At 48.3% G+C, this 25,179-nt stretch carries 26 protein-coding genes; 13 read left to right on the top strand and 13 right to left on the bottom strand.

Annotated elements, in window-relative coordinates:
* Window positions 1-3: 3 nt before the first annotated feature.
* Together lysS and prfB are read right to left on the bottom strand one after the other, a co-directional pair.
* The gene (gene lysS / locus XMM383_RS10580; RefSeq protein ID WP_173483567.1) at window positions 4-1,503 is read right to left on the bottom strand and encodes a lysine--tRNA ligase; all 1,500 of its coding nucleotides are present in this window, start codon (window positions 1,501-1,503) and stop codon (window positions 4-6) included.
* Window positions 1,504-1,527: 24 nt separating this feature from the next.
* Window positions 1,528-2,622 carry a peptide chain release factor 2 gene (prfB, locus tag XMM383_RS10575; RefSeq protein WP_173480687.1) on the bottom strand — a complete coding sequence of 365 codons (1,095 nt, stop codon included), beginning with the start codon at window positions 2,620-2,622 and terminating at the stop codon, window positions 1,528-1,530.
* Between the two features lie 147 nt (window positions 2,623-2,769).
* Between prfB and nhaD the strand changes: the two genes are divergently transcribed.
* Window positions 2,770-4,131 (top strand): sodium:proton antiporter NhaD, encoded by a 1,362-nt coding sequence (nhaD, locus tag XMM383_RS10570; RefSeq protein WP_254442793.1) that lies wholly within the window; start codon window positions 2,770-2,772, stop codon window positions 4,129-4,131.
* A 28-nt stretch (window positions 4,132-4,159) separates the two neighbouring features.
* Window positions 4,160-4,804 (top strand): cytochrome b/b6 domain-containing protein, encoded by a 645-nt coding sequence (locus tag XMM383_RS10565; protein WP_173495064.1) that lies wholly within the window; start codon window positions 4,160-4,162, stop codon window positions 4,802-4,804.
* An 8-nt stretch (window positions 4,805-4,812) separates the two neighbouring features.
* Here the strand turns inward: XMM383_RS10565 and XMM383_RS10560 are convergent, their stop codons facing one another.
* The 3 genes from XMM383_RS10560 to XMM383_RS10550 are packed head-to-tail and all read right to left on the bottom strand — an operon-like array spanning window position 4,813 to window position 6,117.
* The gene (locus XMM383_RS10560) at window positions 4,813-5,262 is read right to left on the bottom strand and encodes a cytochrome c (protein WP_173483564.1); all 450 of its coding nucleotides are present in this window, start codon (window positions 5,260-5,262) and stop codon (window positions 4,813-4,815) included.
* Window positions 5,263-5,289: 27 nt separating this feature from the next.
* Entirely contained in the window at window positions 5,290-5,796 is a 507-nt protein-coding gene (locus XMM383_RS10555; RefSeq protein ID WP_173495063.1) for a flavodoxin, read from the bottom strand.
* A gap of 3 nt (window positions 5,797-5,799) precedes the next feature.
* Window positions 5,800-6,117, bottom strand: a complete 318-nt coding sequence (locus tag XMM383_RS10550) for a phasin family protein (RefSeq protein ID WP_173480682.1) — start codon at window positions 6,115-6,117, stop codon at window positions 5,800-5,802.
* Between the two features lie 188 nt (window positions 6,118-6,305).
* On the opposite strand from XMM383_RS10550, the gene XMM383_RS10545 reads away from it, so the two are divergent.
* From XMM383_RS10545 to XMM383_RS10535, 3 genes are all read left to right on the top strand, one after another.
* Window positions 6,306-7,100 carry a tetratricopeptide repeat protein gene (locus XMM383_RS10545; RefSeq protein WP_173480681.1) on the top strand — a complete coding sequence of 265 codons (795 nt, stop codon included), beginning with the start codon at window positions 6,306-6,308 and terminating at the stop codon, window positions 7,098-7,100.
* Window positions 7,101-7,250: 150 nt separating this feature from the next.
* A complete protein-coding gene (locus XMM383_RS10540; protein ID WP_173480680.1) occupies window positions 7,251-8,465 on the top strand; it encodes a YeeE/YedE family protein in 1,215 nt (404 codons plus the stop codon).
* A 39-nt stretch (window positions 8,466-8,504) separates the two neighbouring features.
* Window positions 8,505-8,969, top strand: a complete 465-nt coding sequence (locus tag XMM383_RS10535) for an RDD family protein (RefSeq protein ID WP_173480679.1) — start codon at window positions 8,505-8,507, stop codon at window positions 8,967-8,969.
* Here XMM383_RS10535 and lptG read toward each other — a convergent pair.
* Together lptG and lptF are read right to left on the bottom strand one after the other, a co-directional pair.
* Window positions 8,966-10,039, bottom strand: coding sequence for an LPS export ABC transporter permease LptG (gene lptG / locus XMM383_RS10530; RefSeq protein ID WP_173483561.1), 1,074 nt, complete (start codon window positions 10,037-10,039; stop codon window positions 8,966-8,968). The genes XMM383_RS10535 and lptG overlap by 4 nt on opposite strands.
* Window positions 10,036-11,205, bottom strand: coding sequence for an LPS export ABC transporter permease LptF (gene lptF, locus XMM383_RS10525; protein WP_173483560.1), 1,170 nt, complete (start codon window positions 11,203-11,205; stop codon window positions 10,036-10,038). The genes lptG and lptF overlap by 4 nt, the downstream gene beginning before the upstream one ends.
* Window positions 11,206-11,248: 43 nt before the next feature.
* On the opposite strand from lptF, the gene XMM383_RS10520 reads away from it, so the two are divergent.
* The 7 genes from XMM383_RS10520 (at window position 11,249) to XMM383_RS10490 (ending at window position 20,394) form a co-directional block, all read left to right on the top strand.
* Complete coding sequence (locus tag XMM383_RS10520) at window positions 11,249-12,748, top strand: leucyl aminopeptidase (protein ID WP_173480676.1); 1,500 nt, start codon at window positions 11,249-11,251, stop codon at window positions 12,746-12,748.
* Between the two features lie 2 nt (window positions 12,749-12,750).
* Window positions 12,751-13,182: a DNA polymerase III subunit chi gene (locus XMM383_RS10515; protein ID WP_173480675.1), complete on the top strand. Its 432-nt coding sequence runs from the start codon at window positions 12,751-12,753 to the stop codon at window positions 13,180-13,182.
* Window positions 13,183-13,205: 23 nt separating this feature from the next.
* A complete protein-coding gene (locus tag XMM383_RS10510) occupies window positions 13,206-14,333 on the top strand; it encodes an efflux RND transporter periplasmic adaptor subunit (protein ID WP_173495061.1) in 1,128 nt (375 codons plus the stop codon).
* Entirely contained in the window at window positions 14,330-15,007 is a 678-nt protein-coding gene (locus tag XMM383_RS10505) for an ABC transporter ATP-binding protein (protein ID WP_173483556.1), read from the top strand. Before XMM383_RS10510 ends, XMM383_RS10505 begins: the two co-directional genes overlap by 4 nt.
* Before the next feature lie 2 nt (window positions 15,008-15,009).
* Window positions 15,010-16,230 (top strand): ABC transporter permease, encoded by a 1,221-nt coding sequence (locus XMM383_RS10500; protein WP_371744240.1) that lies wholly within the window; start codon window positions 15,010-15,012, stop codon window positions 16,228-16,230.
* Window positions 16,217-17,413, top strand: a complete 1,197-nt coding sequence (locus XMM383_RS10495) for an ABC transporter permease (protein ID WP_173480672.1) — start codon at window positions 16,217-16,219, stop codon at window positions 17,411-17,413. Before XMM383_RS10500 ends, XMM383_RS10495 begins: the two co-directional genes overlap by 14 nt.
* A 125-nt stretch (window positions 17,414-17,538) precedes the next feature.
* On the top strand, window positions 17,539-20,394 hold the full coding sequence (locus XMM383_RS10490) for a valine--tRNA ligase (RefSeq protein WP_173480671.1): 2,856 nt from the start codon (window positions 17,539-17,541) through the stop codon (window positions 20,392-20,394).
* A 49-nt stretch (window positions 20,395-20,443) separates the two neighbouring features.
* On the opposite strand, the gene XMM383_RS10485 is transcribed toward XMM383_RS10490, so the two are convergent.
* From XMM383_RS10485 to pdxH, 4 genes are all read right to left on the bottom strand, one after another.
* The gene (locus XMM383_RS10485) at window positions 20,444-21,055 is read right to left on the bottom strand and encodes a YigZ family protein (protein ID WP_173484565.1); all 612 of its coding nucleotides are present in this window, start codon (window positions 21,053-21,055) and stop codon (window positions 20,444-20,446) included.
* Between the two features lie 55 nt (window positions 21,056-21,110).
* Window positions 21,111-21,242 (bottom strand): hypothetical protein, encoded by a 132-nt coding sequence (locus XMM383_RS11815; RefSeq protein ID WP_256368167.1) that lies wholly within the window; start codon window positions 21,240-21,242, stop codon window positions 21,111-21,113.
* A 136-nt stretch (window positions 21,243-21,378) separates the two neighbouring features.
* Complete coding sequence (locus XMM383_RS10480; RefSeq protein WP_173480669.1) at window positions 21,379-21,840, bottom strand: peptidylprolyl isomerase; 462 nt, start codon at window positions 21,838-21,840, stop codon at window positions 21,379-21,381.
* 12 nt (window positions 21,841-21,852) lie between these two features.
* Window positions 21,853-22,488 carry a pyridoxamine 5'-phosphate oxidase gene (gene pdxH, locus XMM383_RS10475; protein ID WP_173480668.1) on the bottom strand — a complete coding sequence of 212 codons (636 nt, stop codon included), beginning with the start codon at window positions 22,486-22,488 and terminating at the stop codon, window positions 21,853-21,855.
* A gap of 69 nt (window positions 22,489-22,557) precedes the next feature.
* Between pdxH and XMM383_RS10470 the strand changes: the two genes are divergently transcribed.
* The gene (locus XMM383_RS10470) at window positions 22,558-23,250 is read left to right on the top strand and encodes a hypothetical protein (protein ID WP_173480667.1); all 693 of its coding nucleotides are present in this window, start codon (window positions 22,558-22,560) and stop codon (window positions 23,248-23,250) included.
* Here the strand turns inward: XMM383_RS10470 and XMM383_RS10465 are convergent.
* Both XMM383_RS10465 and XMM383_RS10460 read right to left on the bottom strand, forming a co-directional pair.
* The gene (locus tag XMM383_RS10465; RefSeq protein ID WP_173483550.1) at window positions 23,247-24,227 is read right to left on the bottom strand and encodes a hypothetical protein; all 981 of its coding nucleotides are present in this window, start codon (window positions 24,225-24,227) and stop codon (window positions 23,247-23,249) included. The two genes, XMM383_RS10470 and XMM383_RS10465, sit on opposite strands and share 4 nt — an antisense overlap.
* Complete coding sequence (locus XMM383_RS10460; protein ID WP_173484566.1) at window positions 24,227-25,072, bottom strand: alpha/beta fold hydrolase; 846 nt, start codon at window positions 25,070-25,072, stop codon at window positions 24,227-24,229. The genes XMM383_RS10465 and XMM383_RS10460 overlap by 1 nt, the downstream gene beginning before the upstream one ends.
* Window positions 25,073-25,179 lie beyond the last annotated feature (107 nt).

The following is a 25,179-nucleotide window of genomic DNA, read 5'->3' as shown; positions in this document are numbered from 1 at the left end:
CGCTTAAGCGCGTGGGCGCATTGCAGGGAAGAGAATGACGTCACGAATCGATGGTGAGTCAGTCAGTAGCATCACCAAACGGTCAATACCGATCCCCTCACCTGCTGTGGGTGGTAGTCCATACTCAAGTGCCGCAACAAAATCAGCGTCAAAGTGCATCGCCTCATCATCGCCTGCATCTTTCTCTGCGACCTGTTTGCGGAAACGTTCCGCTTGATCTTCAGCGTCATTCAACTCCGAGAAACCGTTTGCCAGCTCACGACCCGCGACGAAGAACTCGAATCGATCGGTCACAAACGGGTTGTCGTCACTACGACGAGCGAGAGGAGAGACCTCGGTAGGGTACTCTGTAATGAAGGTTGGTTGCTGCAGAAGGTGTTCAACGGTCTCTTCAAAGATCTCAATCTGGATTTTACCCAGACCCCAGCTATCTTTTACGTCGATGTCCAGACGCTCGGCAATCTGACGAGCGGCATGTTCATTCGCCAATGCTTCCGCTGTAATGTCAGGGTTGTACTGCAGAATGGCATCAAATACTGACAATCGAGTAAAAGGCTTAGCCAGGTCATATTCAAACGTCTCTAGCACTTCACCCTCTTCATTACGAACCGTATTGATGATGGTTGTTGTGCCTAGCACCTGCTGTGCAACAGTACGGAGCATCTCTTCCGTTAGGTCCATTAGATCTTTGTAATCAGCATACGCCTGATAGAACTCGATCATAGTGAACTCTGGGTTGTGACGTGTTGACAGGCCCTCATTACGGAAATTACGGTTGATCTCAAAAACGCGCTCGAAACCACCGACAACCAGGCGTTTCAGGTAGAGCTCTGGCGCGATGCGAAGATACATATCGATATCAAGTGCGTTGTGGTGTGTCACAAAAGGACGAGCCGATGCACCACCAGGAATCGCCTGAAGCATTGGCGTTTCCGCTTCAAGGAAACGGCGCTCACTTAAGAACTGACGAATCGCGGCAATCACCTTAAAACGCGTCTCAAACACATCACGTGATTCAGGGTTAGTAATCAGATCAACATAACGCTGACGGTAGCGCATTTCAGTATCTTGAAGCCCTTTGTGTTTATCTGGCAGTGGGCGCAAGCTCTTTGTCAGCAACTGGTACTCTGCCATATCAACGTAGAGATCACCTTTACCTGACTTGTGCAATTCACCGCTAATGCCGACGATATCACCAAGGTCTAGCTGCTTAGCAAAGCTACGAGCCTCTTTGTTAACGTACGCCTGGATGCGGCCAGACATATCTTGGATCACCATGAACGCGCCACGGTTGAGCATCACTCGACCGGCAATAGAGACCTTAATGCCTGCAGCTTCTAGCTCCTCTTTGCTCTTCTCACCGTGTTCAGACTGCAGATCCTCTGCGTAGCTGTCGCGACGAAAAGTGTTCGGGAAGGCTTGGCCCTGCTCACGCAGTGCAGAGAGTTTTTCACGGCGCTCTGCAATCAAGCGGTTTTCATCAAGCTGTGTGTTATCAGACATGGTGTCTATTTCCTGTGTTAACTTTTAGAGACCAGCTTTTAAGCTAGCTTCAATAAACATATCCAGATCGCCGTCGAGCACGCGATCACAATTCGACGATTGAACGCCAGTGCGAAGATCTTTGATACGCTGATCATCCAGTACGTAACTGCGAATCTGACTGCCCCAACCTATATCGGCTTTAGTATCTTCAACCTCTTGGGCAGCCTCACGACGTTTCAGCATCTCCATTTCGTAAAGCTTGGAGCGTAACTGCTTCATACAGTTATCTTTATTCTGGTGCTGCGAACGCTGCGACTGACTCTGTACAACGATTCCAGATGGACCGTGGGTAATACGGACCGCCGACTCAGTTCGGTTGACGTGCTGACCACCCGCACCGGATGCACGATAAACATCGACACGAAGATCAGCCGGGTTAATGTCGATCTCAACATTGTCGTCGATCTCAGGAGAGACGAAGACAGATGAGAAAGAGGTATGGCGGCGACCACCAGAATCGAATGGGCTCTTACGAACGAGACGGTGAACACCCGTTTCTGTTCTTAACCAACCGAAGGCGTACTCACCCTCAAAACGAATCGTTGCAGATTTAATACCGGCCACGTCACCGTCAGACACTTCCATCAACTCGGTTTTAAAGCCTTTGCTCTCACCCCAACGAAGGAACATTCGAAGCATCATATTGGCCCAATCCTGAGCCTCGGTACCACCCGAACCCGCCTGGATATCCAAGAAGGCGTTACTTGAATCCGCTTCACCCGAGAACATACGGCGAAACTCAAGTTGCGATAACATGCCGCCTAGACGCTCAACTTCACTGCGAACCTCTTCAACGGTATCTTCGTCATCCTCTTCAACTGCCATCTCCAGCAGCTCCAGGCAATCAGCAGTCCCCTCAGTCAGCTCATCGATGGTCTTAATCACAGACTCAAGGCTTGATCGTTCGCGACCTAGCTTTTGTGCATGCTCTTGATCATTCCAAATATTGGGATCTTCAAGCTCACGCTCAACCTCTTCAAAGCGCTCAAGCTTCTCGTCATATTCGAGATAGCCACGCAACTCTTTAGTGCGTTCGGCATACTCTTTAAGGCTGTTAACAATCGGATTAATTTCCATAGTCGAGCAAATGTCCAAAAGGTCTTAAAAAAGGGGGCACATTTTACAGGATTTATCCTCACCTTTAAATCACCGTCTCGGCCTTTATTTCAACGTTTTTCATGCACCTCTATTGAGATAACGGACAAGCTAGTCCATCGTATGGGAATGACAAATTTTATCGATTTAACAGGCACCCTATATGGCTACCTAGCGGTACTCACCTTCCTTGTCGGGTACTATTTTGTGATCAGCGAAGACCGCACTCACCTAGCCAAATCCAAGCCGATGATGGTGGCCGCTGGTTTAATCTGGTTATTAGTCGGCCTTAGCTATTCCATCAATGGCCAACCAGAGCAAGCTGGCGCACTACTGGAACAGACCCTGCTTGAGTACGCAGAGCTTTTTCTGTTCCTGCTCAGCGCCATGACATTTATCCACGCCCTTGAGGAGCGCCACCTATTTTTGGCATTGCGTAGCTGGCTGATTGCTAGAGACTTTTCCCTAAGAACCGTGTTCTGGGTCACGGGTGGGTTGACCTTTGTCCTATCCCCCATTGCTGACAACCTCTCGACAGCGCTACTGATGGGCTCAGTAGTGATGGCTGTTGGCACCAGAACAGCGTCGTTCGTAGTGCTCGGCTTGATCAACGTGGTTATTGCCGCCAATGCAGGGGGCGTTTTCTCCCCCTTCGGCGATATTACTTCACTGATGGTTTGGCAGCAGGAGAAACTAAAATTCCTTGAATTTACCCATCTTATTGTTCCCGCACTGATCAGCTGGTTCGTGCCTGCTTTAGTGCTTAACCATTATCTTCCGACAGGCCCAGCGCAACTCCCGCATGAACAACAATCCATGAAGCCTGGAGCGATCGGCATGCTGATACTCTTTTTAGCCACGATAACGGCGTCAGTGTTAATCCATTCACTTCTGAAATTACCCCCGGTAATTGGAATGATGACGGGGCTAGGCGCGTTAAAGATTTATGGATACCTATTGTCAAAACAGGATCCTCTGTTGCAAGAGAGTGAATTGCGTGGACACCACATGGGTGCGATGACAAAACACCTCAAAGGGGATCACGGTGAAGTCGTCATGCGTTTTGATAATTTCCGAGTGGTTGAACGCGCCAGCTGGGATACATTAATGTTCTTCTATGGCGTTGTACTGAGCGTTGGTGGTTTAGCTGCCCTGGGCTATTTAGCCCTGATCTCAACGTCGCTTTACGGCAACTTTGGAGAGACCACCACCCATCTAATCATCGGCCTAAGCTCCTCATTGATCGATAACATACCCGTGATGTACGCCATTCTGAGCATGGATATGCCGATGTCGACTAACCAATGGCTATTGGCGACCCTCTGTATTGGCATTGGTGGCTCTCTGCTATCGATTGGCTCAGCGGCAGGTGTGGCTCTGATGGGCCAGGCGAATGGCATCTACACTTTCAGAGCCCACCTCAAATGGAGTTGGGCGATACTCCTTGGGTATGCACTATCAACCGGATACCATATAGTTTTTACATTGTGATTTTGTATTCATTAGCGAGCTTATCAACATGCAGAAAAAAATTGTCACCGTCTGGGATCTAAGCACTCGACTCTTTCACTGGCTTCTAGTCATGCTATTTGGCTTAAGCTGGCTGAGTGCAGAATTAGGTGGCAACTGGATGATCTGGCACACTCGCTTTGGATTTGTAGCTGCAGGCTTAATCACATTCCGCATTATTTGGGGAGTGATTGGCAGCGACTCCTCTCGATTCTCCCAATTCGTGAAACGTCCAAGCAGCGTCATAGCCTACCTCAAGGGAGAGGGGCAAAGAGACTACAACACACATAATCCTGCTGGCGCACTCAGTGTCATAGCCCTGCTAGGCTTAATGTTTCTACAGATGACGACGGGGCTGTTTAGTAACGATGACATTTTTATTGAAGGGCCATTAGCCTATCTAATCTCTTACGACGCTCAACTAGCGATGACGGAACTGCATGAGGCGATTTTTAATCTATTGATTTTGTTTGTCGCCCTGCATCTGGCTGCCATTATTTGGTATCAACGTTTCAAAGGTGAAAAACTGGTGCAAGCCATGCTGCATGGTAGAAAGGAGAGTGAAGAGGAAGCACCTAAGATTCGAGGCGGCATTCCTCTCTTTGTAGCAATCCTAGTAGGAGCGACTGTCAGCGCACTCCTATTTTGGATCTGATTAAAGGGTTAACGTTTCTCGCGGTAGTTGTCGTGACACCCTTTGCAGGATTTCGCGACAGCACCAAAGGCTGCTTTGGCATCCGCCAATTCACCACCAGATACGGCGACTAGCTTTTCAGCGGCTTCAGTCATAGTAACAAAGCGCTGATTGACATCATCTAAATTCTCCCAAAGCTCATCTTTAGCAGACGTCTCACCAAAATCAGAACCTTCGATAAACCCCTCAGCAGCAAGCGGCGCAACCGCTAAGAACGACTTAGCGTGATGAGCAAATTGCTCTGCATCATAATCAACCTTACCGCGAACCATGGCACCCATAGCACCAAAGTGCCAACCGTAGGCTTTAAAGATCCCTTGGCGATATTCAATAGCATCTTCCGCTCGATCAGCCTGTGCCAAAGGCGCAGCCAATAAAGCACAAGACAAAGTCGTTAAAACAACTTTCTTCAAAGACATAATCTCTCTCCGAGTTAACACTTCAATTTACAATTGTGGATAGATCAGATTGAACCAACGCTCCACACGATCTCTTGTTTCAAAGGACTGTGTATCCTCATCCAAGGCCAAACCCACGAAGGCCGTTTCACAAGGGATTAGCGCTTTTGAGGACTCAAAATCGTAACCTTCGACAGGCCATTCACCTATCAGCTTAGCACCCTTTTGTGAAATCTGTGCGGCAACTGTACCCATCGCATCAAGAAACCAATCGCCATATCCCAATTGATCACCCAATCCAAACAGTGCTACGCGTTTGCCACTGAAGTCGATTTCACAAAAACTCGACCAAACTTCTTCGAAATCTTCTTGTAACTCACCAAAGTTCCAAGTGGGCACACCAATAATCAGTGACGAAGCCTGTTCAACATCGGCATTAATCATGCTATCGATTGAAATTAGCTTTAGAGGCACCTCCCCTGGCCAGCACTCAACCATGAGTTGCGCTACGCGTTCAGTATTGCCTGTAGTACTTCCGTAAATGAGAGGGATCAAAAACTATTTGCCACCCATCGATTGAGAGGCAATTTTTTGAATCTCCTCTTGGGCGTTTTGAACCGTTTTCATATTCTGCTCAGCAGCCGCTTTAAGTGCAGCCTCTAAGCGCTGTGTATACTCTTTTTGCGCTTCGATGAACTCTTCAGGTGATTTTAGACCCTGAAGTGAATTAGCCTGATTCATGGTCGCTTGGATACACTGCTGGGTGTACTCAATCTGCTGATTGGTAATGCGCTGTAGCATCTCTTGTTGAACCTTCGCCAACTCTTGAAATGATTCAACACTCTGTTCGAACAGCTTTGTCATATCTTGAAACATTTGATAATCCTCAATGTCCATTTAAATTGACAGGTTTAACCTGCGCTACATCAATCATTACGTTACTCATAATAGAAATTCAGAGCAAGCGCTGTGGATTATGCAGTGAAAAGGTTATGATAGCGCCACTTTGATAACACTAACGGTTATTGACCATTAATTTGTTGGAATAGAATAGGAGGTCAGGTTTGACCAAAGCTCGTCTATTATCACTAGCCTTTGCATTGGCTCTTCCAGTCATGTCTGTTGAAGCCGCATCCATCATCGCAGCTGAGCGTGCCATTCAGTCAGCCGATTACACCAAAGCCCTTGAAGAGCTTAAGCCTCTAGCCAAAGAAGGTGATTTAGATGCTCTCTATCTAATGGGTACGCTTTACCGTGATGGTCAAGGTGTTGAAAAGAGCAAAGAGGATGCCAAGCAGTACTTCAGCAGTGCCGCTCGCCAGGGCCACCTAAAAAGTATCAATGCGCTTCGCGTCATGCGAAATGAGGTATACCTTGCCGAGTTCACACAACTTCTTCCCAAAGCGGAAGCGGGTGATGCCGATGCACAAAACCGAATTGGTGAAATGTACGAGTTTGGCCAAGGCGTCGAACGCGATCTAAACCTTGCCCTGCAATGGTTCGATAAAGCCTCTCACAATGGTTCACTGGTCGGGCTTCACAACTTGGCTAGAAGCTACAACTTCGGAAGCGGTACCGAGCAAAACTTTGCACAGGCAGAGAAGCTATACCTGCAAGCTGCTGAATCGGGATACTCTGAATCGATGTTCTTCTTAGGCACGCTTTACGCTACGGGTAATGGTAATGACCTCTCTGTAAATCCAGACATTACTGCTTACGCATGGATGAAAGCGGCAGCCAATGCTGGCTCAACGACGGCTCAGACCATTGAAGCACGCCTGCTGATGAAACTGTCTGATACCGAACAGAGCGAAGCCAAAGCACTTGCTGACAAGCTCTCACAGCAGTACATAAAATAACCAATATCAGATGGGTCATGAAGAGCGCTACGGCGCTCTTTTTTATAAGTGAAACATTTTTAATAACTTATTTGTATATAAAATCACCAAACATTCTTGGAAGAGTTATTAAAAGATCATTAGTATTGCCACTCCTAAAAGGAGTCGAGCATGAATACTTTAAACACGACATCTACAGACTTTAAAACCCAGCTTCTTGAGCCAAACAAGCTATTTTGGCTTATGCTCTCTTCTGCTTTGTTGGTTGCTTCCGCTGTTTATGTGTTTAATGAGCACGGCACCTTTGAACTACTTGCTCTCATTTTAGGTGCAGCCCTGGGTGTCTGCTTGCTTCAAGCGTCTTTTGGTTTCACGACCGCATGGAGAGAGCTTATCTCTAAACGTCGTGGTGCGGGCATCCGCGCTCAGATGATCATGCTCTCCCTGAGTGTACTGCTATTTTTCCCGACCCTGGCCTCAGGCGAGCTGTTTGGACAATCGGTCGCAGGATTTGTTAGACCTCTCGGCCTCTCCGTTGTTGCCGGCGCGTTCATGTTCGGTGTAGGTATGCAGATCGCAAGTGGCTGTGCTTCGGGTAATCTTTACCATCTTGGCGGTGGACAACTGAGAGCCATTCCCGTCATGGCAGGCTTTAGTGCCGGTGCGCTATGGGCAACAGCTGACTATGAGTGGTGGACAACCTTGCCACAACTAGCGCCCATTGGATTGATCGAACTGCTGGGTCCAATCACCGCCATCGGTCTAAACCTGCTGTTATTCACTGCTATCTATCAGTTCACTAAACGTCTTGAAATTAAAGCTCACGGCTCGCTTGAAGAGTGTCAAAGTACTGGCACGACCAGCTTTGCAAGCAAACTGATTGCTGGACCCTGGCCACTGATTTGGGGAGCGGTTGGACTCACCATTCTAAACTTCGCGACGCTCGCTTTAATGGGCCGTCCATGGGCTGTCGCCCTGGCTTACCCTGTATGGGGAGCGAAAGTGGCTCAATGGTTAGAGCTCGATCTAGAGATCGACTTCTGGACCTACTGGATGGCACCTGGCCGTGAAGAGGCGCTCTACAACAGTCTCAGCCAGGATCCCGCGTCATTGATGAATGGTGGTGTCATCCTAGGCGCTTTCTTAGCGGCGGCGATCGCCGGCAAATTCACACTCAAGATGAAAATGCCGATTCAAAACTTCTTAGCCTCTCTGCTGGGTGGCGTGCTATTGGGCTACGGTGCAACCATCGCTTATGGGTGTAACATTGGCGCATTTGTAGGCGGTGTGGTCTCTGGCAGTTTACACGGCTGGCTATGGATCTTGTTTGCATTTGCCGGTTCAGTGATCGGACTTAAGCTTCGTCCACTGCTTCGTTTAAAGTAAACTTTTCAGTACACTACGGCTCCGACAAAGGAGTTCAGTATGCCCAGACCGTTTCACGATGATGCTAACCAACATCAACTACCCTCTCTAATCATTAGAGTGATGGCAATGGTCTATGACACTCTGATCATTCTTGCCATTTGGTTCTTAATTGGTGCTGTTGGAGTCATCCTAAATCAAGGTGAAGCGGTCGACAGCTTTCTCGGCCAAGCGGCCTTAAAGTCCGCACTGCTCTGCTCAACATTCCTATTCTTTGGATACTCTTGGACCCGTTCCGGTCAGACGATCGGCATGATGGCATGGCGACTGCGAGCGCAGAGTGAAAAGGGGTTTTCGTTAACCTGGACTCAGGCACTGATTCGCTTTTTTGGTGCCGCTATCTCTATTGTCACTCTAGGAGCCGGTTACTGGGCGACACTGTTAAGTGATGAGCGCCTAACCTGGCATGAGCGCTGGTCAAACAGTGTCACCGTTCGACTACCAAAACCTGCCAAAAAGAGTTAGCGAACTCTAGAGAGTAACCATAAAGCGATGGCAAAGCTGATCGCAATGGGTAACAGCGCGGCCAGTAACGGAGAAAATCCTAGCACCTGACTGGCCGGCGCCAAAAGATCCTGACTGAATTTAAATACCAGTCCAATCACGACACCGGTGATAATTCTTTGGCCTACCGTAACACCGCGCATCGGTCCAAAAATAAACGCAACGCCAATCATCACCAAAGCGATAATTGACAAGGGTTGTAGCAATTTATTCCAAAGGGCTAACTCATAAGAGGTTGAATCCACCCCTTGATCATTCAGATAGCTAGAGTAAGAAGATAGACCTGAGATAGGGAGTTCAACAGGGGGCACCAAAATGACTCGCAGCATCTCTTCCGTCAATTCGGTTGACCAAAAAGTCTCATCTAAATGACCTTTTTCAATACGCTGATCATTGATCAGTGCCGTTAATTCAACGTCAGTTAGCAACCAGCCTTGACGCTCTTCAGAGTAATACCCCGACTTGGCAAAACTGGTTTGTTTGAGCCTAAGCTCTGAATCAAATTGGTGACGAGTGACACCTAAAATTTGCCCGTCAGGAGTGATTGCAGAGACATGAATGTATTCACCCGGTTGACGATACCAGCCGCCATCACCGTTATTTATTCGTCCAGACTCAGATTGAGCGGAAGCTTTAATGGCCCTAGCCGACTGCTGAGACTCAGGAACGCCCAACTGACTTGCTATTAGAGCAATGAATGCGATCAAACTAATCGGCTTTGCTACCGATAGAATCAAACGCATCATTGAAACGCCTGCAGCTCGCATCACCGTTAACTCGGAGTTAGAGGCCAACACCCCCATACCGATCAACGTCCCTACAAGAGCACTCAGGGGTAATAGCTGATAGGCCAATCCCGGTAAGCTTAATAAGGTGTAGCTGAACGCCGCACCGGATGTGTAGTGTTTATCAACCTCTCCCAGCTCATCCAAATAGAGCGAAATTCCCATCAAACCGACGATAATTAACAGAACAACGGCGATAGCAGAGAGAATATGAACGGCAATGTATCGATCGATTCGACTGATCACGATGCCTCCTTATTTCGAAACGGGAGAGCTGGAATCTTAGGTAGCTTATTCATGACTCGCTCCCAAGCCCCCTCATACAACACCATGTTGACGCCCACACCTAGAGCAATCAGATGCACAAACCAAATCATCCAACTACCTGCATCGCCCTGCTCTACTGCTGATCGAGCAGCCGTCAAACTTCCGATGTATATTTGATACATCAATATTGCAGGAATTAATTTGGCGTACCGCCCTTGGCGCGGACTGGTTTTAGCCAATTGAACGGCCAACAACACCACAATGATCGGGATAAAAGGCAGAGAGAGGCGCCAGTGCAGTCGGCTCACATACGCCGGTCGATCACTGCCTATCAAATCGAGCGTAGGGATAGCATCTAGATGATCAACCCTGACCGACAGTTCTGGATCATCAATCTTCAGCCCGTACTGCTCAAAGCCTATCTCTTCTAAAGCGAAATTTTCAGGGAAGTTGTAACGGTATCCTTCGTTAAATACCAAAAAGCGGCCCTGATCCTCAATGAACTGCTGCTGACCTTCACCGGCAACCAGAAGGTAGGATCGGCCCTGTTGATCACGACCAGAGACAAACAGATCAACCAGGTTACCAGCCTCATCAATTTTGCGAGCATAAGAGACCTGAGTGTTAGAGTTCGACACTTGGAATACGCCGGGTACCAACATATCGAGTTCGCTTCTCGAGCGCTGTTCGGCAACGATACGCTTCGCCTCATGCATGCCTGTAGGGGTCAGGTAGAGACTGATTGAAGCAACGATTGCAGCGACCAATAGAGCCGGCCCCATCGCATACCCGATCAGTTTCCAGGGCCCAGCGCCACAGGCCTTAAGAACCACCATTTCACTTTCAAGATAGAGACGACCATAGGCCAGCAAAATGCCCAAAAAGAAGCCAAGCGGAAGCAGAAGTTCTAGGATGAGCGGGATTCGGTTAACAACCAAATCCAGAATAACAGCAGTATCCAACTCCCCCGTAGCGGCGTCGGTTAAGTAGCCAATTAAACGGGTGCTGACAATGATAAGAAGCAAAATCGCCGTTACTGCAAAGGTTGTCGTCAACACTTCACGGGAAAGATAACGAAAAACAATCAAACGGCCGTTCCTACTAGGTGCATGGATTTCAAACTGATGCGATACTGTAGGGCACATTATCACCTAAACCTAAGTGCTTGTCTTGTTAGAGGAAACAGAAATGGATTTTGAGATCGTTAACGGATCGATTGAGAGTGTAGAAGCAGATTGTATCGTTATTGCGATTGCGGCAGACGGTGAACTTTCGGACTCGGCTAAAGCGATTGATAAAGCCAGTTCAGGGGCCATAAGCGATGTTGTTGCATCGGGTGATTTTTCCGGCAAACAGGGCTCTCTGCTTCTATTGCGCAGCCTTCCTGGTATCAACACTAAGCGCATCCTGTTAGCTGGTGTAGGGGCACAGAGTGAACGAACCATCATCAAACAGCAGCAACTGATTAAAAGCGCGGTGGATACCATCAAAACTCTGGGTGTTAAAACACTCTGCTTTGCCCTGGATCGGATCAGCGGCAATAGCGACGACATCTACCGTGACACACGAACTCTAGTAGAAGCTTCGTCGGCCGCGCTCTACCAATACGACACCACCAAATCCAAGTCTGCACCTGCATTAACACTTGAGCACATTCATATCCACCTACCTGAGGAAGATACTGAATTTGGAGAGGGTGCCCTTCTGGATGGCGTTGCTATCGCCAATGGGGTATCAACTGCTCGTGAGCTGGGTAATTTGCCAGGCAATATCTGTACACCTCTCTACTTGGCAGAGCATGCTCAAAATCTTGCGGAAGAGTTCGACAGTGTCAGCTGTGACATTCTAGATGAGAAACAGATAGAAGAGCTGGGTATGGGTGCGCTTCTAAGCGTCGGCAAAGGCAGTGTCATTCCGCCTCGCCTCATTGTATTGAAATACCAAGGTGCAGAGGATGCTAATGAGGCTCCGTATGCTCTGGTTGGTAAAGGCATCACCTTCGATACCGGCGGCATCTCATTGAAACCAGGCCCTGAGATGGACGAGATGAAATTCGACATGTGTGGTGCAGCCAGCGTGTTAGGTGCCTTCGAATCAGTGGCAGAGATGAACTTGCCATTGAACCTTATTACGATCGTTGCTGCGGCTGAGAACATGCCTTCAGGTGAAGCCTCTAAACCAGGTGACGTGGTAACGACCATGTCAGGTCAAACAGTAGAGATCCTTAACACCGACGCTGAAGGCCGACTGGTACTTTGTGATGCTTTGACCTATGTGCAACAGTTCAATCCTCAAGCCGTCATCGATGTCGCGACCCTGACAGGCGCCTGTATTATTGCACTTGGACATCAAGCAACGGGAGTTCTTGCGAACGATAATGAGCTTGCAGCTAAGTTGCTTGATGCAGGTGAATTTGCTGGCGATCGTGGCTGGCAGCTACCTTTATGGGACGAGTACCAATCACAACTGGATAGCAATTTTGCCGATATGGCTAACATCGGAGGTCGACCTGCAGGGACCATTACCGCGGCCTGCTTCCTATCACGCTTTACCAAAGAGGTTAGCTGGGCTCACCTAGATATAGCCGGTGTTGCTTGGAATAGCGGCAAAGCCAAAGGGGCAACGGGACGTTGTGTTCCTATGCTGACGCAATATCTTCTCGATATTGCTGAGCAGATTGAGGCCTAAACGTGCCTCGCGCAGACTACTACATACTCCCCAGCAGTGATCACGACAGTCGTGAACTGCTGGCGTGTAAACTCTGTGAAAAAGCCTTATCCCTTGGCCAACGCATCCATATACACACTGAAAATGAAGCTGATCTACATCAGCTAGATCAGACTTTGTGGAATTTTCGATCGGACAGCTTTGTACCGCATGCCATACTGGGTACTGAACTTAAATCGCCTGTCTCTATAGCCTGTGGTGAATTGCCCTCAGAACCTATTGATCTGTTTATCAATCTAGGCTTAACCGCACCAGAGGGTTGTCAATCAGCTTCTCGCTGCATCGAGATTGTCACTCAATCCGAAACAGTGCTTGCAGCCACACGACACTCTTGGGCCGCACGTAAAGCAGCCGGTTGGGAGCTACAGAGACAAGACCTTAGAGATCGATCTTAAATTTGTCCTACGGAGGATATTCAATGAAAAAACTGCTTATTCTCCCCCTCCTTGCTGCTGCGGTGATCAGCTACTCGCTCTTTTGGCCAGAGCCTCCAATCAGCGTTGAGTTAGTCCAAGTTGAACAGGGCGCAGTCGAGCAGATCGCCGCTAACAGTCGCTCAGGAACCATCACCCCCTGCCGTCAGTCCAGCTTATCCCTAACCATTGGGGGCATCATAGAGTCAATCAACATTGCTGAGGGCGAGGTGGTCGAAAAAGATCAGACCCTACTCACATTGAACAGTGATGTTCAAAGGGCTCAAATAAAACTATCCAAAGGGGAGTATCAAGCCGCAAAGATCGAAGAGGAACGAGCCTGCGAACTGGCGGATCTTGCAAAACGCGAGCTCGTCCGAGGTCAGTCCCTTAAGGAGAAAGGGCTCATTTCAAACGAACAATTTGATCAACTAAATAGCGAATCAGCCAGCAGCGCCCATATCTGTGAGTACCAAAGATCACTATCAAAACTCGCGGCAGACAAAATTAATCTTCTTAGCATTGATCAGAACCAGCGTACTCTAAAATCTCCGTTTGCCGGTACCGTTAGCAAGATCAACGGTGAAGTCGGTGAATACCTGACCCCCTCACCTCCAGGCATCATGACGCCAGCGGCTGTTGAGTTGCTTGATACCAGCTGCCTCTATGTGACCGCCCCAATTGATGAGGTCGAGGCCTCCCGACTTAAGATAGGTCAATACGCCCGTATAACCCTAGATGCTTTTAGAGGTGAAATCTTTGATGGTGTCATCAGCAAATTAGGCTCTCGAATTTCTGACAATGAGAAGCAGGCAAGAACGCTTGAAGTCGAGGCTGCCTTTATCAATCCTGATGAAGATATGACGCTTTTAGTGGGATACAGTGCTGATATCGAAGTGGTGACCTCATCAACAGGCAGTGTGTTAAGGGTCCCTACCGAATCTGTCATTGGCGGATCTGAAATCGTGATATTCAACGAAAAAACCAATGAGCTTGAAATTCGACCTATTAAAGTCGGCGCCTATAACTGGACGTGGAGCGAGGTGACGGAAGGACTCGATTTAAATGACCGTTTCCTGAAGAACACCAATGATGTTGAAAACCTTCTAAATCGACGAGTTATTCCACAATGATCGAGCTTAAGCATCTCTGTAGAAGCTATCCAATGGGCAGTGAAACGGTGAATGCGCTTCAGGATTTCACACTCGATATCGAGGCAGGTGACTACCTCAGTATCATGGGCCCTTCTGGATCAGGTAAATCCACACTACTCAATCAATTAGGACTGCTCGATTCACCAAACTCCGGTGAATACTGTCTGGATGGCACTGCAACGACTGAATTAAACGAAGCAGAAAAGGCTCGATTTCGAAACGACAATATCGGCTTCGTTTTCCAAGCCTATCATCTCATCAATCGACTAACGGCGTTGGAAAACGTTGAGTTGCCGTTAATTCTTAAAGGGATTCCTGCCAGCCAACGCCGAGAAAAAGCCTCCGAGTTACTGAAAACCCTGGGATTAAAAGATTTTCTTAACCGCAAGCCACAGCAACTCTCTGGTGGCCAGAGGCAGCGTGTTGCCATAGCGCGCGCTGTGGTCACTCAACCTAAAATACTTCTCGCCGATGAGCCGACCGGTAATCTTGATCGCGCATCAGGTCAGGAGGTCATTAACCTGCTTGAAACGCTAAACAGCCAAGGAATTACTCTAGTAGTGGTGACTCATGACAGTGATCTTGGCGCCCGAGCAAAACGCCAGATAACTATGGTTGATGGTCAACTCCTAGAGATCAAAAAGAGGGGATAGCCGTGCTCTTGATTGATCATCTTCGGTACAGCCTAGCGACCTACTATCGGCAGGCATTTAAAGCGTTGATGATACTTCTATCGGTAAGCATCGGAGTCATGTCCGTTGTTCTATTAACCGGTCTTTCGGAGGGAGCAAGACAGTTTGTCTATCAGGAGTTCTCTCTGCTAGGGAAAGAGGTATTAATCGTTCTTCCAGGGCGCAAAGAGACGGAAGGCGGCATCCCTCCAGTGACTGGGGAGGGAACTCGCGACTTAACCCTTGATGATGCAAAGGCTATCCATAAACTGCCACAAGTGAATGAAATCGTTCCGATTATTGCAGGTATTACCGAGGCTCATAGCAACGGTTTAAATCGGGAGATCATCGTACTTGGGACCAACCAAAGCCTACTTACTATCTTTGGAATACCCGTAAAAACCGGAACCAATTTGACGCAAAGGGATGTTGATACGGCAGCGTCAGTCACCCTACTGGGTAGCACGCTTGCTCAGGAGATTTTCCCTAATGGAAACGCTTTAGGTGGGTGGGTCAAATTTTCTGATCGACGCTACCGGGTCATTGGTATTATCGAGCCCAGCGGCATCAACTTTGGTACCAACATGAATGAGACTGCCCTCATTCCTGTCACCTCTTCTCAAACCCTTTTTAACGCTCCCGGACTCTTCAGGATGCTAATCAAACTACAATCAGATCAACAGATTGAAGAGAGTCAGCAGCTTATAGAGCAGCTGATAATGGAGCGACATCAAGGTGAAAGAGACATCACTATCGTGACTCAAAACGCTCTACTTAACACCTTCAGTGACCTATTGAACAAGCTCACCCTGGTCGTCATCGCGATTGCTAGCATCAGTTTATTAGTGGCTGGCATATTGATCATGAACATCACTCTGATCAGTGTCTCACAACGGGTTCCAGAAATTGGGTTACTCAAAGCACTTGGCGCCTCACATAACACCGTCACTTCCATTTTCCTCTTGGACTCCATTTTAGTAGCCACAACCGGAGCCATAATCGGTGTTAGTCTAGGCATAGCTTCGCTGTATGCCATTCATCTGACTTGGCCAAGCTTTCCTTTTGCTATCCCTTATATGGCAACACTGGCCGCTCTTTTAGTATCACTCACGGTCTCTCTGATTTTTACATGGCTACCCGCCAAAAAGGCTGCAACGGTCGATCCCGTTGCCGCATTGCGAGGTGAGATCAATGCCTATCGCTGATCTCATCAAACTGGCTGCAGGGACACTGACCGTCGATATTAGAAAGAGCTTTTTGACCGCCTTAGGCATTACAGTCGGTATCTTTATGGTGACATTGATCACCAGCTTAGGCAGTGGCCTGCAAAACTATATGCTCAATAGCTTCTCTCAATTTGGCACCCGAATCATCGCTATTACACCGGGACGTACACAGACGGGGGGCGTCGGTGGCCTCATCGCCAATACTCGCCCGCTCACGCTAGACGACGCCCAATCACTTAAAACCTTATCGGGTATCCGACAGGTAGTGCCCGTTATTCAGGGTAGCGGAGCGATTGAGTATCAATATCGCGTCCGTCATGTGGATATTCTTGGCGTCAGTTACAGCATGCCTGACGCCTGGAATTTCACCATTCAGAAGGGGCATTTCTTACCTGACAGCCGGGGGCGAACCCCTCTACCCTACGCAGTTCTTGGTGCAAAAGTAGCCAGTGAACTGTTCGGTAACCAGCCAATACTTGGGCAATTTATCAGGGTTGGTGGCGAGCGCTATCGGGTGTTAGGTGTACTCGAATCTAAGGGACAAATGTTGGGTTTTGACCTCGATGATATTGTCTATATCGACACCCAGAGAGCACTCACCCTATTCAACAGAGATGGCGTGATGGAGATTGACGTCACGTTTTCAGCCAACAGCAAAACGGATCAACTGATGCAATCAATTAAGGAGCACCTGAGCCTGCGCCACAACGCAGAGGATTTCACACTGACCTCCCAAGATCAGATGCTCTCTACGCTCAATAAGATTTTAGACGTATTAAAAATTGCACTGATAGGGTTAGCGGCCATTTCCCTACTGGTCGGGTCAATCGGCATTCTAACCATTATGTCGACACTGGTTGATGAGAGACGCAGCGAGATCGGACTGCTACGTGCTTTAGGCGCCAGTAAAAAAACAGTTGCATCGCTCTTTCTGACCGAAGCGATTATGTTCTCAATCATCGGCGGAATCGGAGGTATTTTGACTGCTTATGCTGCAATTTACGGCTTTAGGCAGCTCCTCCCAGGCTTACCTCTTGAACCGAATATTCTTTTCTTAGTTATTTCACTGCTGATTGCAGCAGCAACAGGACTACTCAGTGGCTTAATACCCGCCCTGAAAGCCGCCAAAATCGAACCTATAGAAGCGTTGCAGAGCGAATAAAGAACCGCTCAACCACTGTCTATAAGGGCTCTCAAAGGGTATACTCCCACCCTTTAAATTTTTTCCAAAAGTAGAGAGGAGCTATCCTCTGCTACCGAACTTGAAAACAGAGACTACAGCACCTCATGGATAAGACGTATCAACCGCAAGCAATCGAGCAAAAGTGGTACCAAGACTGGGAAGAGAAAGGCTTTTTCGCACCTTCAGGTGAAGGTGATGCCTACTCAATCATGATCCCACCGCCAAATGTCACGGGCAGCTTGCATATGGGTCACGCCTTCCAGCACACCCTAATGGATACTTTAATTCGATACCGTCGAATGCAGGGCCGCAACACGCTCTGGCAGGTTGGTACAGACCATGCAGGCATCGCCACTCAGATGGTAGTTGAGCGCAAACTAGCTGCTGAGACCGGCGAGAGTCGTTACGATCTTGGTCGCGATGCGTTCATTGAAAAAGTCTGGGAGTGGAAAGGCGAATCGGGTGGCACCATTACCCGCCAAATGCGTCGTCTAGGTAACTCTGTCGATTGGCCAACCGAACGTTTCACTATGGACTCTGGTTTTTACCATGCCGTTCAAGAGGTCTTTGTACGCCTTTACGACGACGGCTTAATCTATCGTGGTAAGCGCCTCGTTAACTGGGATCCTAAACTTCACACAGCAATCTCCGACCTTGAGGTGGAGAACCGCGAAGTGACTGGCAAAATGTGGTACATCCGTTACCCACTTGCTGATGGTGTGACAACCAAAGAGGGTAAAGATTACATTGTCGTGGGTACCACGCGTCCAGAGACACTGCTGGGTGACACTGGTGTCGCAGTCAACCCTGAAGATGAACGCTACGATGACCTAATCGGTAAAGAGATCCTACTGCCATTAGTCGGTCGTCGCATCCCGATTGTTGCCGATGAACATGCCAGCATGGAAAAAGGGACTGGCTGTGTAAAAATCACACCGGCGCACGATTTCAATGACTACGAAGTGGGTAAGCGTAACAAGCTGCCAATGATCAACGTTCTGACCCTTAACGCAGATATTCGTGATGAGGCTCAAACCTTTAACTTCGATGGCAGTGTCAACAAAGAGATCGATCCAACGCTACCTGAGAAATATCGTGGCATGGAACGTTTTGCTGCACGCCGTGCCATCGTCGCTGAACTGGAAGAGCTCGACCTTCTCGTGAAGATCGAAGAGAACGCGATGACCATTCCTTACGGTGACCGTGGCGGTGTGGTGATTGAACCGATGCTAACCGATCAGTGGTTCTGTGATGCTAAGACACTGGCTAAGCCAGCGATCAAAGCAGTTGAAGATGGCGACATTAAATTTGTCCCTAAACAGTACGAAAACATGTACTTTGCTTGGATGCGTGACATTCAAGACTGGTGTATCTCACGTCAGCTTTGGTGGGGTCACCGAATTCCTGCATTCTATGATGCTCAGGGTAACGTCTACGTTGCGAACTCAGCTGAAGCTGCGCGTGAAAAATACAACTTGGCGGCCGATTTAGAGCTCCACCAAGATGATGACGTACTAGACACCTGGTTCAGCTCGGCACTGTGGACCTTTGGTACTCTTGGCTGGCCTGAAAACACGGAACGTTTGAAAACCTTCCACCCTACCGACACCCTTGTAACCGGTTTTGACATTATCTTTTTCTGGGTTGCTCGCATGATCATGATGACCATGCACTTCATGAAAGATGAAAATGGCAAACCTCAAGTGCCATTTAAAAACGTCTATGTGACAGGTCTTATCCGCGATGAGAGCGGCGATAAGATGTCGAAATCGAAAGGCAACGTGCTTGACCCTCTCGATATGATCGATGGCATCTCACTTGAAGATCTGTTGGAAAAACGTACCGGTAACATGATGCAACCTCAGCTAGCCGAGAAAATCGGCAAACGTACTGAGAAACAGTTCCCTGAGGGCATTACGGCGCACGGTACTGATGCATTGCGCTTTACATTAGCAGCACTCGCTTCAACGGGTCGTGATATCAACTGGGATATGAAGCGACTAGAGGGTTACCGTAACTTTTGTAACAAACTCTGGAATGCTGCCCGCTATGTCATGATGAATACCGAAGGTGAAGATTGCGGCAACAATCAAGAGCCAGTGGAACTCTCACTGGCTGACCGCTGGATTATCAGCCAGTTACAACGCACCGAAGCGACCGTCACCAAACAGCTAGACGAGTACCGCTTTGACCTTGCTGCACAGACACTCTACGACTTTATTTGGAACCAGTACTGTGACTGGTACCTAGAGCTGTCAAAACCTGTTCTATGGGATGAGCAAGCGTCTGAAGCGGCTAAACGTGGCACACGTCGTACACTGGTTCGCGTTCTTGAGACGATTCTCCGTTTAAGCCACCCTATCATGCCATTCATTACTGAAGAGATCTGGCAGACAATCAAAGGGCTGGCCGGTGTTGAGGGTGAGACACTGATGCTTAAGGAGTTCCCTGTTGCATCAGAAGAGAAGATTGACGAGCAAGCAGAAGCTGACATCGAGTGGCTTAAGGGCGTGATCACAGCGGTTCGAAACATTCGTGGTGAGATGAAAATTGCACCATCACAGGATCTTGAACTTCTGCTATCTAACTGCAGCAGTGAAGACACTCGTCGTTTAGCTGAGAACCAAACATTCTTGATGAAACTAGCCAAATTGAGCAGCATCACGACCCTAAACGAAGGTGATGATAAACCTCTTGCCGCGACTCAGCTGGTTGGCGCAATGGAACTGTTGGTTCCTATGGCGGATCTTATCGATAAAGAGGCTGAAATGGCTCGCCTTCAGAAAGAGATTGATCGCCTACAAGGTGAGATTGACCGAGTTGATAAGAAACTGTCTAACGAGAAGTTTGTTGCCAACGCACCTGAAGCCGTTGTGACTAAAGAGCGCGCTAAGGCTGATGATGCTGCACGCTCTAAAGTTCAACTAGAGAAACAGTTAGAGTCGATTAAAAACCTTTAAGCGACGTTGATAGTTAAAAAGGGGCTCAATCTAAGATTGCGCCCCTTTTTTATACCTCTAGCGTTAGCGATACACCTCTATACTCCAGAGCCAAAATCGCCACTTTGAAGGTCTCTAATTGAGCCAATTCAACTAACAGTGTTTTATCTACTATCTCTGTATAGCTAGCCGATAGCTCTTCAGCCGCTACGGCAGCGATGACCTGTTGAATGTCAGCCTCTAGCTCGTAAGGATATCGGATCTGGCACTCAATCTTAGGAGCACATTCAATGGTCGGCAGATGTTCTGAGAGCTCACTAACCGAGGCACCATAGGCTCTAATTAACCCACCGGCTCCCAGTTTAGTGCCACCAAAGTAACGTGTCACGACGACACCGATGTCTCCCAAATTTTTATGCATGAGGATATTAAGCATCGGCTTACCCGCTGTACCACTGGGTTCGCCGTCATCACTGGAGCCAGCGGCCTTAGGTGCCTGAGGTGCGCCTAAAATATAGGCCAAACAGTGGTGGCTGGCTTTAGGGTGCAGACGCTGCATCTCTGATTGCAGCTGATAGAGTGCATCAGTGGAACTAAGAGGGATTGCGGTCGCTATGAAACGACTTTTTTTGACTTCGATCTCATACTCAAATCGATCGACTGGGGAGAAGTAAGCAGCCATAAGCCTCCTTAAAGAAGAGGCTTAGACTACTGACATGAAGAGGAATGTAAAGTGATTACTTTTTCTGATCTTCGTTCATCAGGTTCTTCACTTTGAAGAAACCCCAAGTCATTACACCTGCCATTGCAGCCACACCTAGAAGGCTTGGCCAAACTGTTTCAAAAGTGTATGCATCAATACCGAACATTTCGTTACTCCTAGTTATCAAGTTTTAATAACTGTAACTCGAAGGCGGCAACAATATATTGATATAACTCAAGCCTGCAGGGCAGACTCAAGAACATTCGGATTTAACAGGGTCTGTTTTATAGCCAATAGCAATATTACTCGGCTAACTCGGCTAGCTCCTCTTCAGTGGCCATGCGGACATCAATCACCTCAACATCAAAGTTTAAATCCTGCCCTGCAAATGGGTGGTTAAGATCAACCTTCACCTCGCGGATATCGATCTCTGCAACTCGACCCAAGCGCGGCTCGCCATCTTCATCCTCTAGCTGAACCAACATCCCTTTTTGCAAACCTGGCATATCAGCAAAGGCCTCACGAGGAAGTACATCGAACAGCTCCTCATCACGTTCGCCATAGCCGCGACCCGCTTCTACAAGAACCTGAAAATGATCACCAGCCGATCGCCCGTCTAGCGCCTGCTCAAGACCCGGCACCAGCATCTTGTAACCATGGACGTAGGTGAGCGGTTCATCATTTCTCGAACCATCTTTTACCTCACTCTCATCACTTACAATGGCGTAGTGAAAGGTGACGTAAGCATCTTTACAAATATTCATTATCCAAAATCCTTAAGGTTGCAGGCGGGTAACGACCCAACCTGTGTCTGATGGTTCAAAACGAAAACGGTCGTGCAGGCGACTTTCACGCCCTTGCCAAAACTCAAAACGGGTCGGTACAAGTCGATAACCGCCCCAGTTATCGGGACACGGAACCTCAGTCATATCTGACAGCTGATTGACCGCTTGTTCAAGCACAGCTCGAGATTCGACTGGCTGACTTTGATGAGACACAGCAGCACTTCTCTGGCTACCCACTGGGCGAGAGTGGAAGTAGGTTTCACTCTCAATGCGATCGATCTTTTCAACCTGTCCGCGAACGCGAACTTGACGCTCTAACATCGACCAGTAGAAAAGAAGTTCTGCTTGCGGATTGGCCGCTAACTGCTCCCCTTTCTCACTCGAATAGTTAGTAAACCAGGTAAACCCTTCTGAACTAAACTCTTTTAACAGAACAATACGCGCACTGGGCATCCCCGACTGATCAGAGGTCGCCAGAGTCATAGAGGTAGCATCTTTAGGATCCACAGCCAATGCATCCTGCATCCATGCATCAAACTGCTGAATCGGATCTCTGACTAAATTATCTTCATGAAGACCTGCCACGAGGTATTCACGACGCACATCACTTAATTGGGTTGTCGACATCGAAACTCCTATCATTCAGATTTTCGAGCGTTATACTCTAAACATTATCTGATCAGGATCCCAGCTCAAATGGCTAGAACTGCACAAATAGTGACGCTCATCATGGCACTCGCTCTTAGCGGCTGTGTCGGTGTTCAAAACAAAGAGCTTCGCCTGCAGAATCTCGCCAAGTCTGACGTCGATATGATCGTTGATCAACACATTAAGACGATCAACGCGATGAGTCGTGAACTCACCATCAAACTCTACAAACGCAACCCGCGCGAACTCAAAAAAGCGGCCGCTGGTACGACCGTTGAGACGCGTCTAAAACAGCTATTAAGTTACCCCAGACCCATCAGCCATCCTGAACTCAACCACCTCTACGGAGTTGATGCACTCAAACTGGCTTTTGATGAGGAGTATCAAGGGGACCGAGTCTTCGCTCTAATGGTGGCTATCACAGGTATGGTTCACGCCTCATACAACTACCGTGAAGAGTTCTTTATGCTCAACGAAATCGATTCGCAAAAGCTATATAACTCAGCACGTAATTTAGAGAAGATCGCTTGGCAACTGCACAACTTCAAAACATCGAGTGGCGAACTGTTCATTCTGACTGACAGCATGAATGAGGGAGTCATCAACCTCAGCTACGAGCGACTCTTCGGGAAGATGATTGCCACTCAGGATATGCTCGCTGAGATTGTTGCGCAGACGACGGACCGAACCATCAATCGAATTGTGCTAAGCGTCGCTACAGCTCCCTTTCTGCCCATTTAAGGCAGTATAATCTTCTCAATCTTGTGGTTGGCATTCAGCGCTAACGTAATGTCCGCTCGTGTTGGAATCTCATCGAGCATCCAACGCGTCAATCGCTCATAGTGCGCTATGAAACGTGTAATCTCAGTGCCATCCATAATCCGCAATGGGTCTGCAGGAGCTATTTCGTCATACAGCAATGAGGCTCGATCTTTGAGTTTCTGCTCTTGGACCGTACGCCAATCGTACACCGCCTGCATGTTGGGCACTTTGAGCATGACGAGCATATCTAAAAAGCTGAACAGCTCTTGATAAGAGGTTGCCAGCTGTTGATTGACATAATGTCGCCAGATACCCTCAGGGTCTTCGAGGGTCTCAAGCTCATTAACAGGTGCAGCGAGCGACTCTTCAGGCTCGGCGATACCACCGACACACCATCCATCAAAAATAATGACATCCGCTGAACCATGCCATTCATGCCACATCTGTTCTGGCACACGCTCATCGGTCGATTTATCAAAAATTGGGATCCGAGTAAGGTCGTCTGGCCCCGCGTGCTTGAGTCGATTTAATAGCTCTATACCCAAATCGACATCATGGGTACCAGGCACTCCACGTGTCTTTAAAAGAGGGTGAACGGACTGTGCCAACGCGTCCCTCTCAGCACGCGTCAGATAGAGATCATCAATCGAAAAACCCGTCACCTTTAACCCAAAACCCTCGGTGAGAATCACCTCTAGGAGGTTATAAAGTGTCGCTTTTCCCGCCCCTTGTGCACCATTAATTCCGACAACCAAAGGGGAACCCGGCATTAGTCGATCCAATATAGAGCAAGCAACGGGCACGTAGATCTGCTCAAACAGCTCATTCAAACCAAGATCGACATCTAAAGACTCGACGGTCGGCGCAAATGCTCGAGTGACCGCATCAAGCGCCTTCGCTCTCATCTCTGGGGAACCAGGCAGCCTATGTTTAGGCCAGGTCACTATGCTGCCCATCAGGCATCACTCCTTTTAAGAAACTCTGTAATTGCTTGGACCTCAAAGGGCGTCATTAGAGGCGGCGCGTGTCCAAGACCCTGTAACTGCAACAACTCCAAATCGGGCTTGTGTTCAAGCATTGCATCCACAATCTCTTGCGTCAGCAAGTCAGATGCGGTGCCGTGAATCAGCATCTGCGGGCACTCTATCACTTGCCATAATGGCATAAGATCAATGTCTTCGTTAGAACCCAAGCGAACGTTAGTGGCAATGGCTGGGTCATAGTGAAGATGCAGGCCATCATCAGCCTGTCGTGAACCATATTGAGCCACTCGCTGCCATTGCACTTCGGATAAATCGCGAAAACTGGGGTAAGTGCGTTTGATGTGATCAATAAGCGCCTGTTGATCGGTAAACAGAGGATCTTTAACGTAGGCTGCAATGCGCTGCAGAGACGCTTTGGGTATGTGACAACCCACGTCGTTCAGAACAAGTTTTTCAATATTGGCTAGCTTCAGGCTTGCGGCAGCCATAGCCAGAATCCCACCAAGGGAGGTACCCACCCAATGGACAGGCCGGTTATCTACAGCGTTCAACACCGCACTGATAGCCGGCAGATAGCTCTCTGGACTGTACTGCTCAGGTTGTTTCAACCAATCACTCTGACCACGTCCAGGCAGATCAATAGCAATACAAAGAAAATCATCCCTTAGCGCTTCGATCAACTCATCAAAATCACGACTACGGCCTAACAGTCCGTGAACACAAAACAACACTTTTTTTGCCAAAGGAGAACCACTCTGCCAATAAGCGACACGATAGCCGTCACCGTCCAAATGATAGGTAGTCGATTTTAATTCCATGAAATCTCAAACGCTGGGTAAAGTTTTGTAAAATCTTGCCTGATCTCATTGAAACGGTCCAGTTTCGCTGTGCGAACGTAGATCTCAAGCGGTATACTTACTGACAA

This window comes from Marinobacterium sp. xm-m-383, assembly GCF_013283255.1.
Lineage (GTDB): Bacteria > Pseudomonadota > Gammaproteobacteria > Pseudomonadales > Balneatricaceae > Marinobacterium_E.
This window is presented reverse-complemented; position numbering and strand designations above follow the sequence as displayed.

Bases quoted from the DNA above. Each gene is read 5' to 3' on its own strand.
- nhaD (WP_254442793.1), top strand. From the start codon at position 2,770: ATGACAAATTTTATCGATTTAACAGGCACCCTATATGGCTACCTAGCG.
- XMM383_RS10470 (WP_173480667.1), top strand. From the start codon at position 22,558: ATGGCTAGAACTGCACAAATAGTGACGCTCATCATGGCACTCGCTCTT.
- lptF (WP_173483560.1), bottom strand. From the start codon at position 11,205: ATGTGCCCTACAGTATCGCATCAGTTTGAAATCCATGCACCTAGTAGG.
- XMM383_RS10560 (WP_173483564.1), bottom strand. From the start codon at position 5,262: ATGTCTTTGAAGAAAGTTGTTTTAACGACTTTGTCTTGTGCTTTATTG.
- XMM383_RS10520 (WP_173480676.1), top strand. From the start codon at position 11,249: ATGGATTTTGAGATCGTTAACGGATCGATTGAGAGTGTAGAAGCAGAT.
- lysS (WP_173483567.1), bottom strand. From the start codon at position 1,503: ATGTCTGATAACACACAGCTTGATGAAAACCGCTTGATTGCAGAGCGC.
- XMM383_RS10480 (WP_173480669.1), bottom strand. From the start codon at position 21,840: ATGAATATTTGTAAAGATGCTTACGTCACCTTTCACTACGCCATTGTA.
- XMM383_RS10550 (WP_173480682.1), bottom strand. From the start codon at position 6,117: ATGTTTCAAGATATGACAAAGCTGTTCGAACAGAGTGTTGAATCATTT.
- XMM383_RS10460 (WP_173484566.1), bottom strand. From the start codon at position 25,072: ATGGAATTAAAATCGACTACCTATCATTTGGACGGTGACGGCTATCGT.
- pdxH (WP_173480668.1), bottom strand. From the start codon at position 22,488: ATGTCGACAACCCAATTAAGTGATGTGCGTCGTGAATACCTCGTGGCA.
- XMM383_RS10465 (WP_173483550.1), bottom strand. From the start codon at position 24,227: ATGGGCAGCATAGTGACCTGGCCTAAACATAGGCTGCCTGGTTCCCCA.
- XMM383_RS10485 (WP_173484565.1), bottom strand. From the start codon at position 21,055: ATGGCTGCTTACTTCTCCCCAGTCGATCGATTTGAGTATGAGATCGAA.
- XMM383_RS10490 (WP_173480671.1), top strand. From the start codon at position 17,539: ATGGATAAGACGTATCAACCGCAAGCAATCGAGCAAAAGTGGTACCAA.
- XMM383_RS10565 (WP_173495064.1), top strand. From the start codon at position 4,160: ATGCAGAAAAAAATTGTCACCGTCTGGGATCTAAGCACTCGACTCTTT.
- XMM383_RS10505 (WP_173483556.1), top strand. From the start codon at position 14,330: ATGATCGAGCTTAAGCATCTCTGTAGAAGCTATCCAATGGGCAGTGAA.
- prfB (WP_173480687.1), bottom strand. From the start codon at position 2,622: ATGGAAATTAATCCGATTGTTAACAGCCTTAAAGAGTATGCCGAACGC.
- XMM383_RS10495 (WP_173480672.1), top strand. From the start codon at position 16,217: ATGCCTATCGCTGATCTCATCAAACTGGCTGCAGGGACACTGACCGTC.
- XMM383_RS10535 (WP_173480679.1), top strand. From the start codon at position 8,505: ATGCCCAGACCGTTTCACGATGATGCTAACCAACATCAACTACCCTCT.
- XMM383_RS10540 (WP_173480680.1), top strand. From the start codon at position 7,251: ATGAATACTTTAAACACGACATCTACAGACTTTAAAACCCAGCTTCTT.
- XMM383_RS10510 (WP_173495061.1), top strand. From the start codon at position 13,206: ATGAAAAAACTGCTTATTCTCCCCCTCCTTGCTGCTGCGGTGATCAGC.
- XMM383_RS11815 (WP_256368167.1), bottom strand. From the start codon at position 21,242: ATGTTCGGTATTGATGCATACACTTTTGAAACAGTTTGGCCAAGCCTT.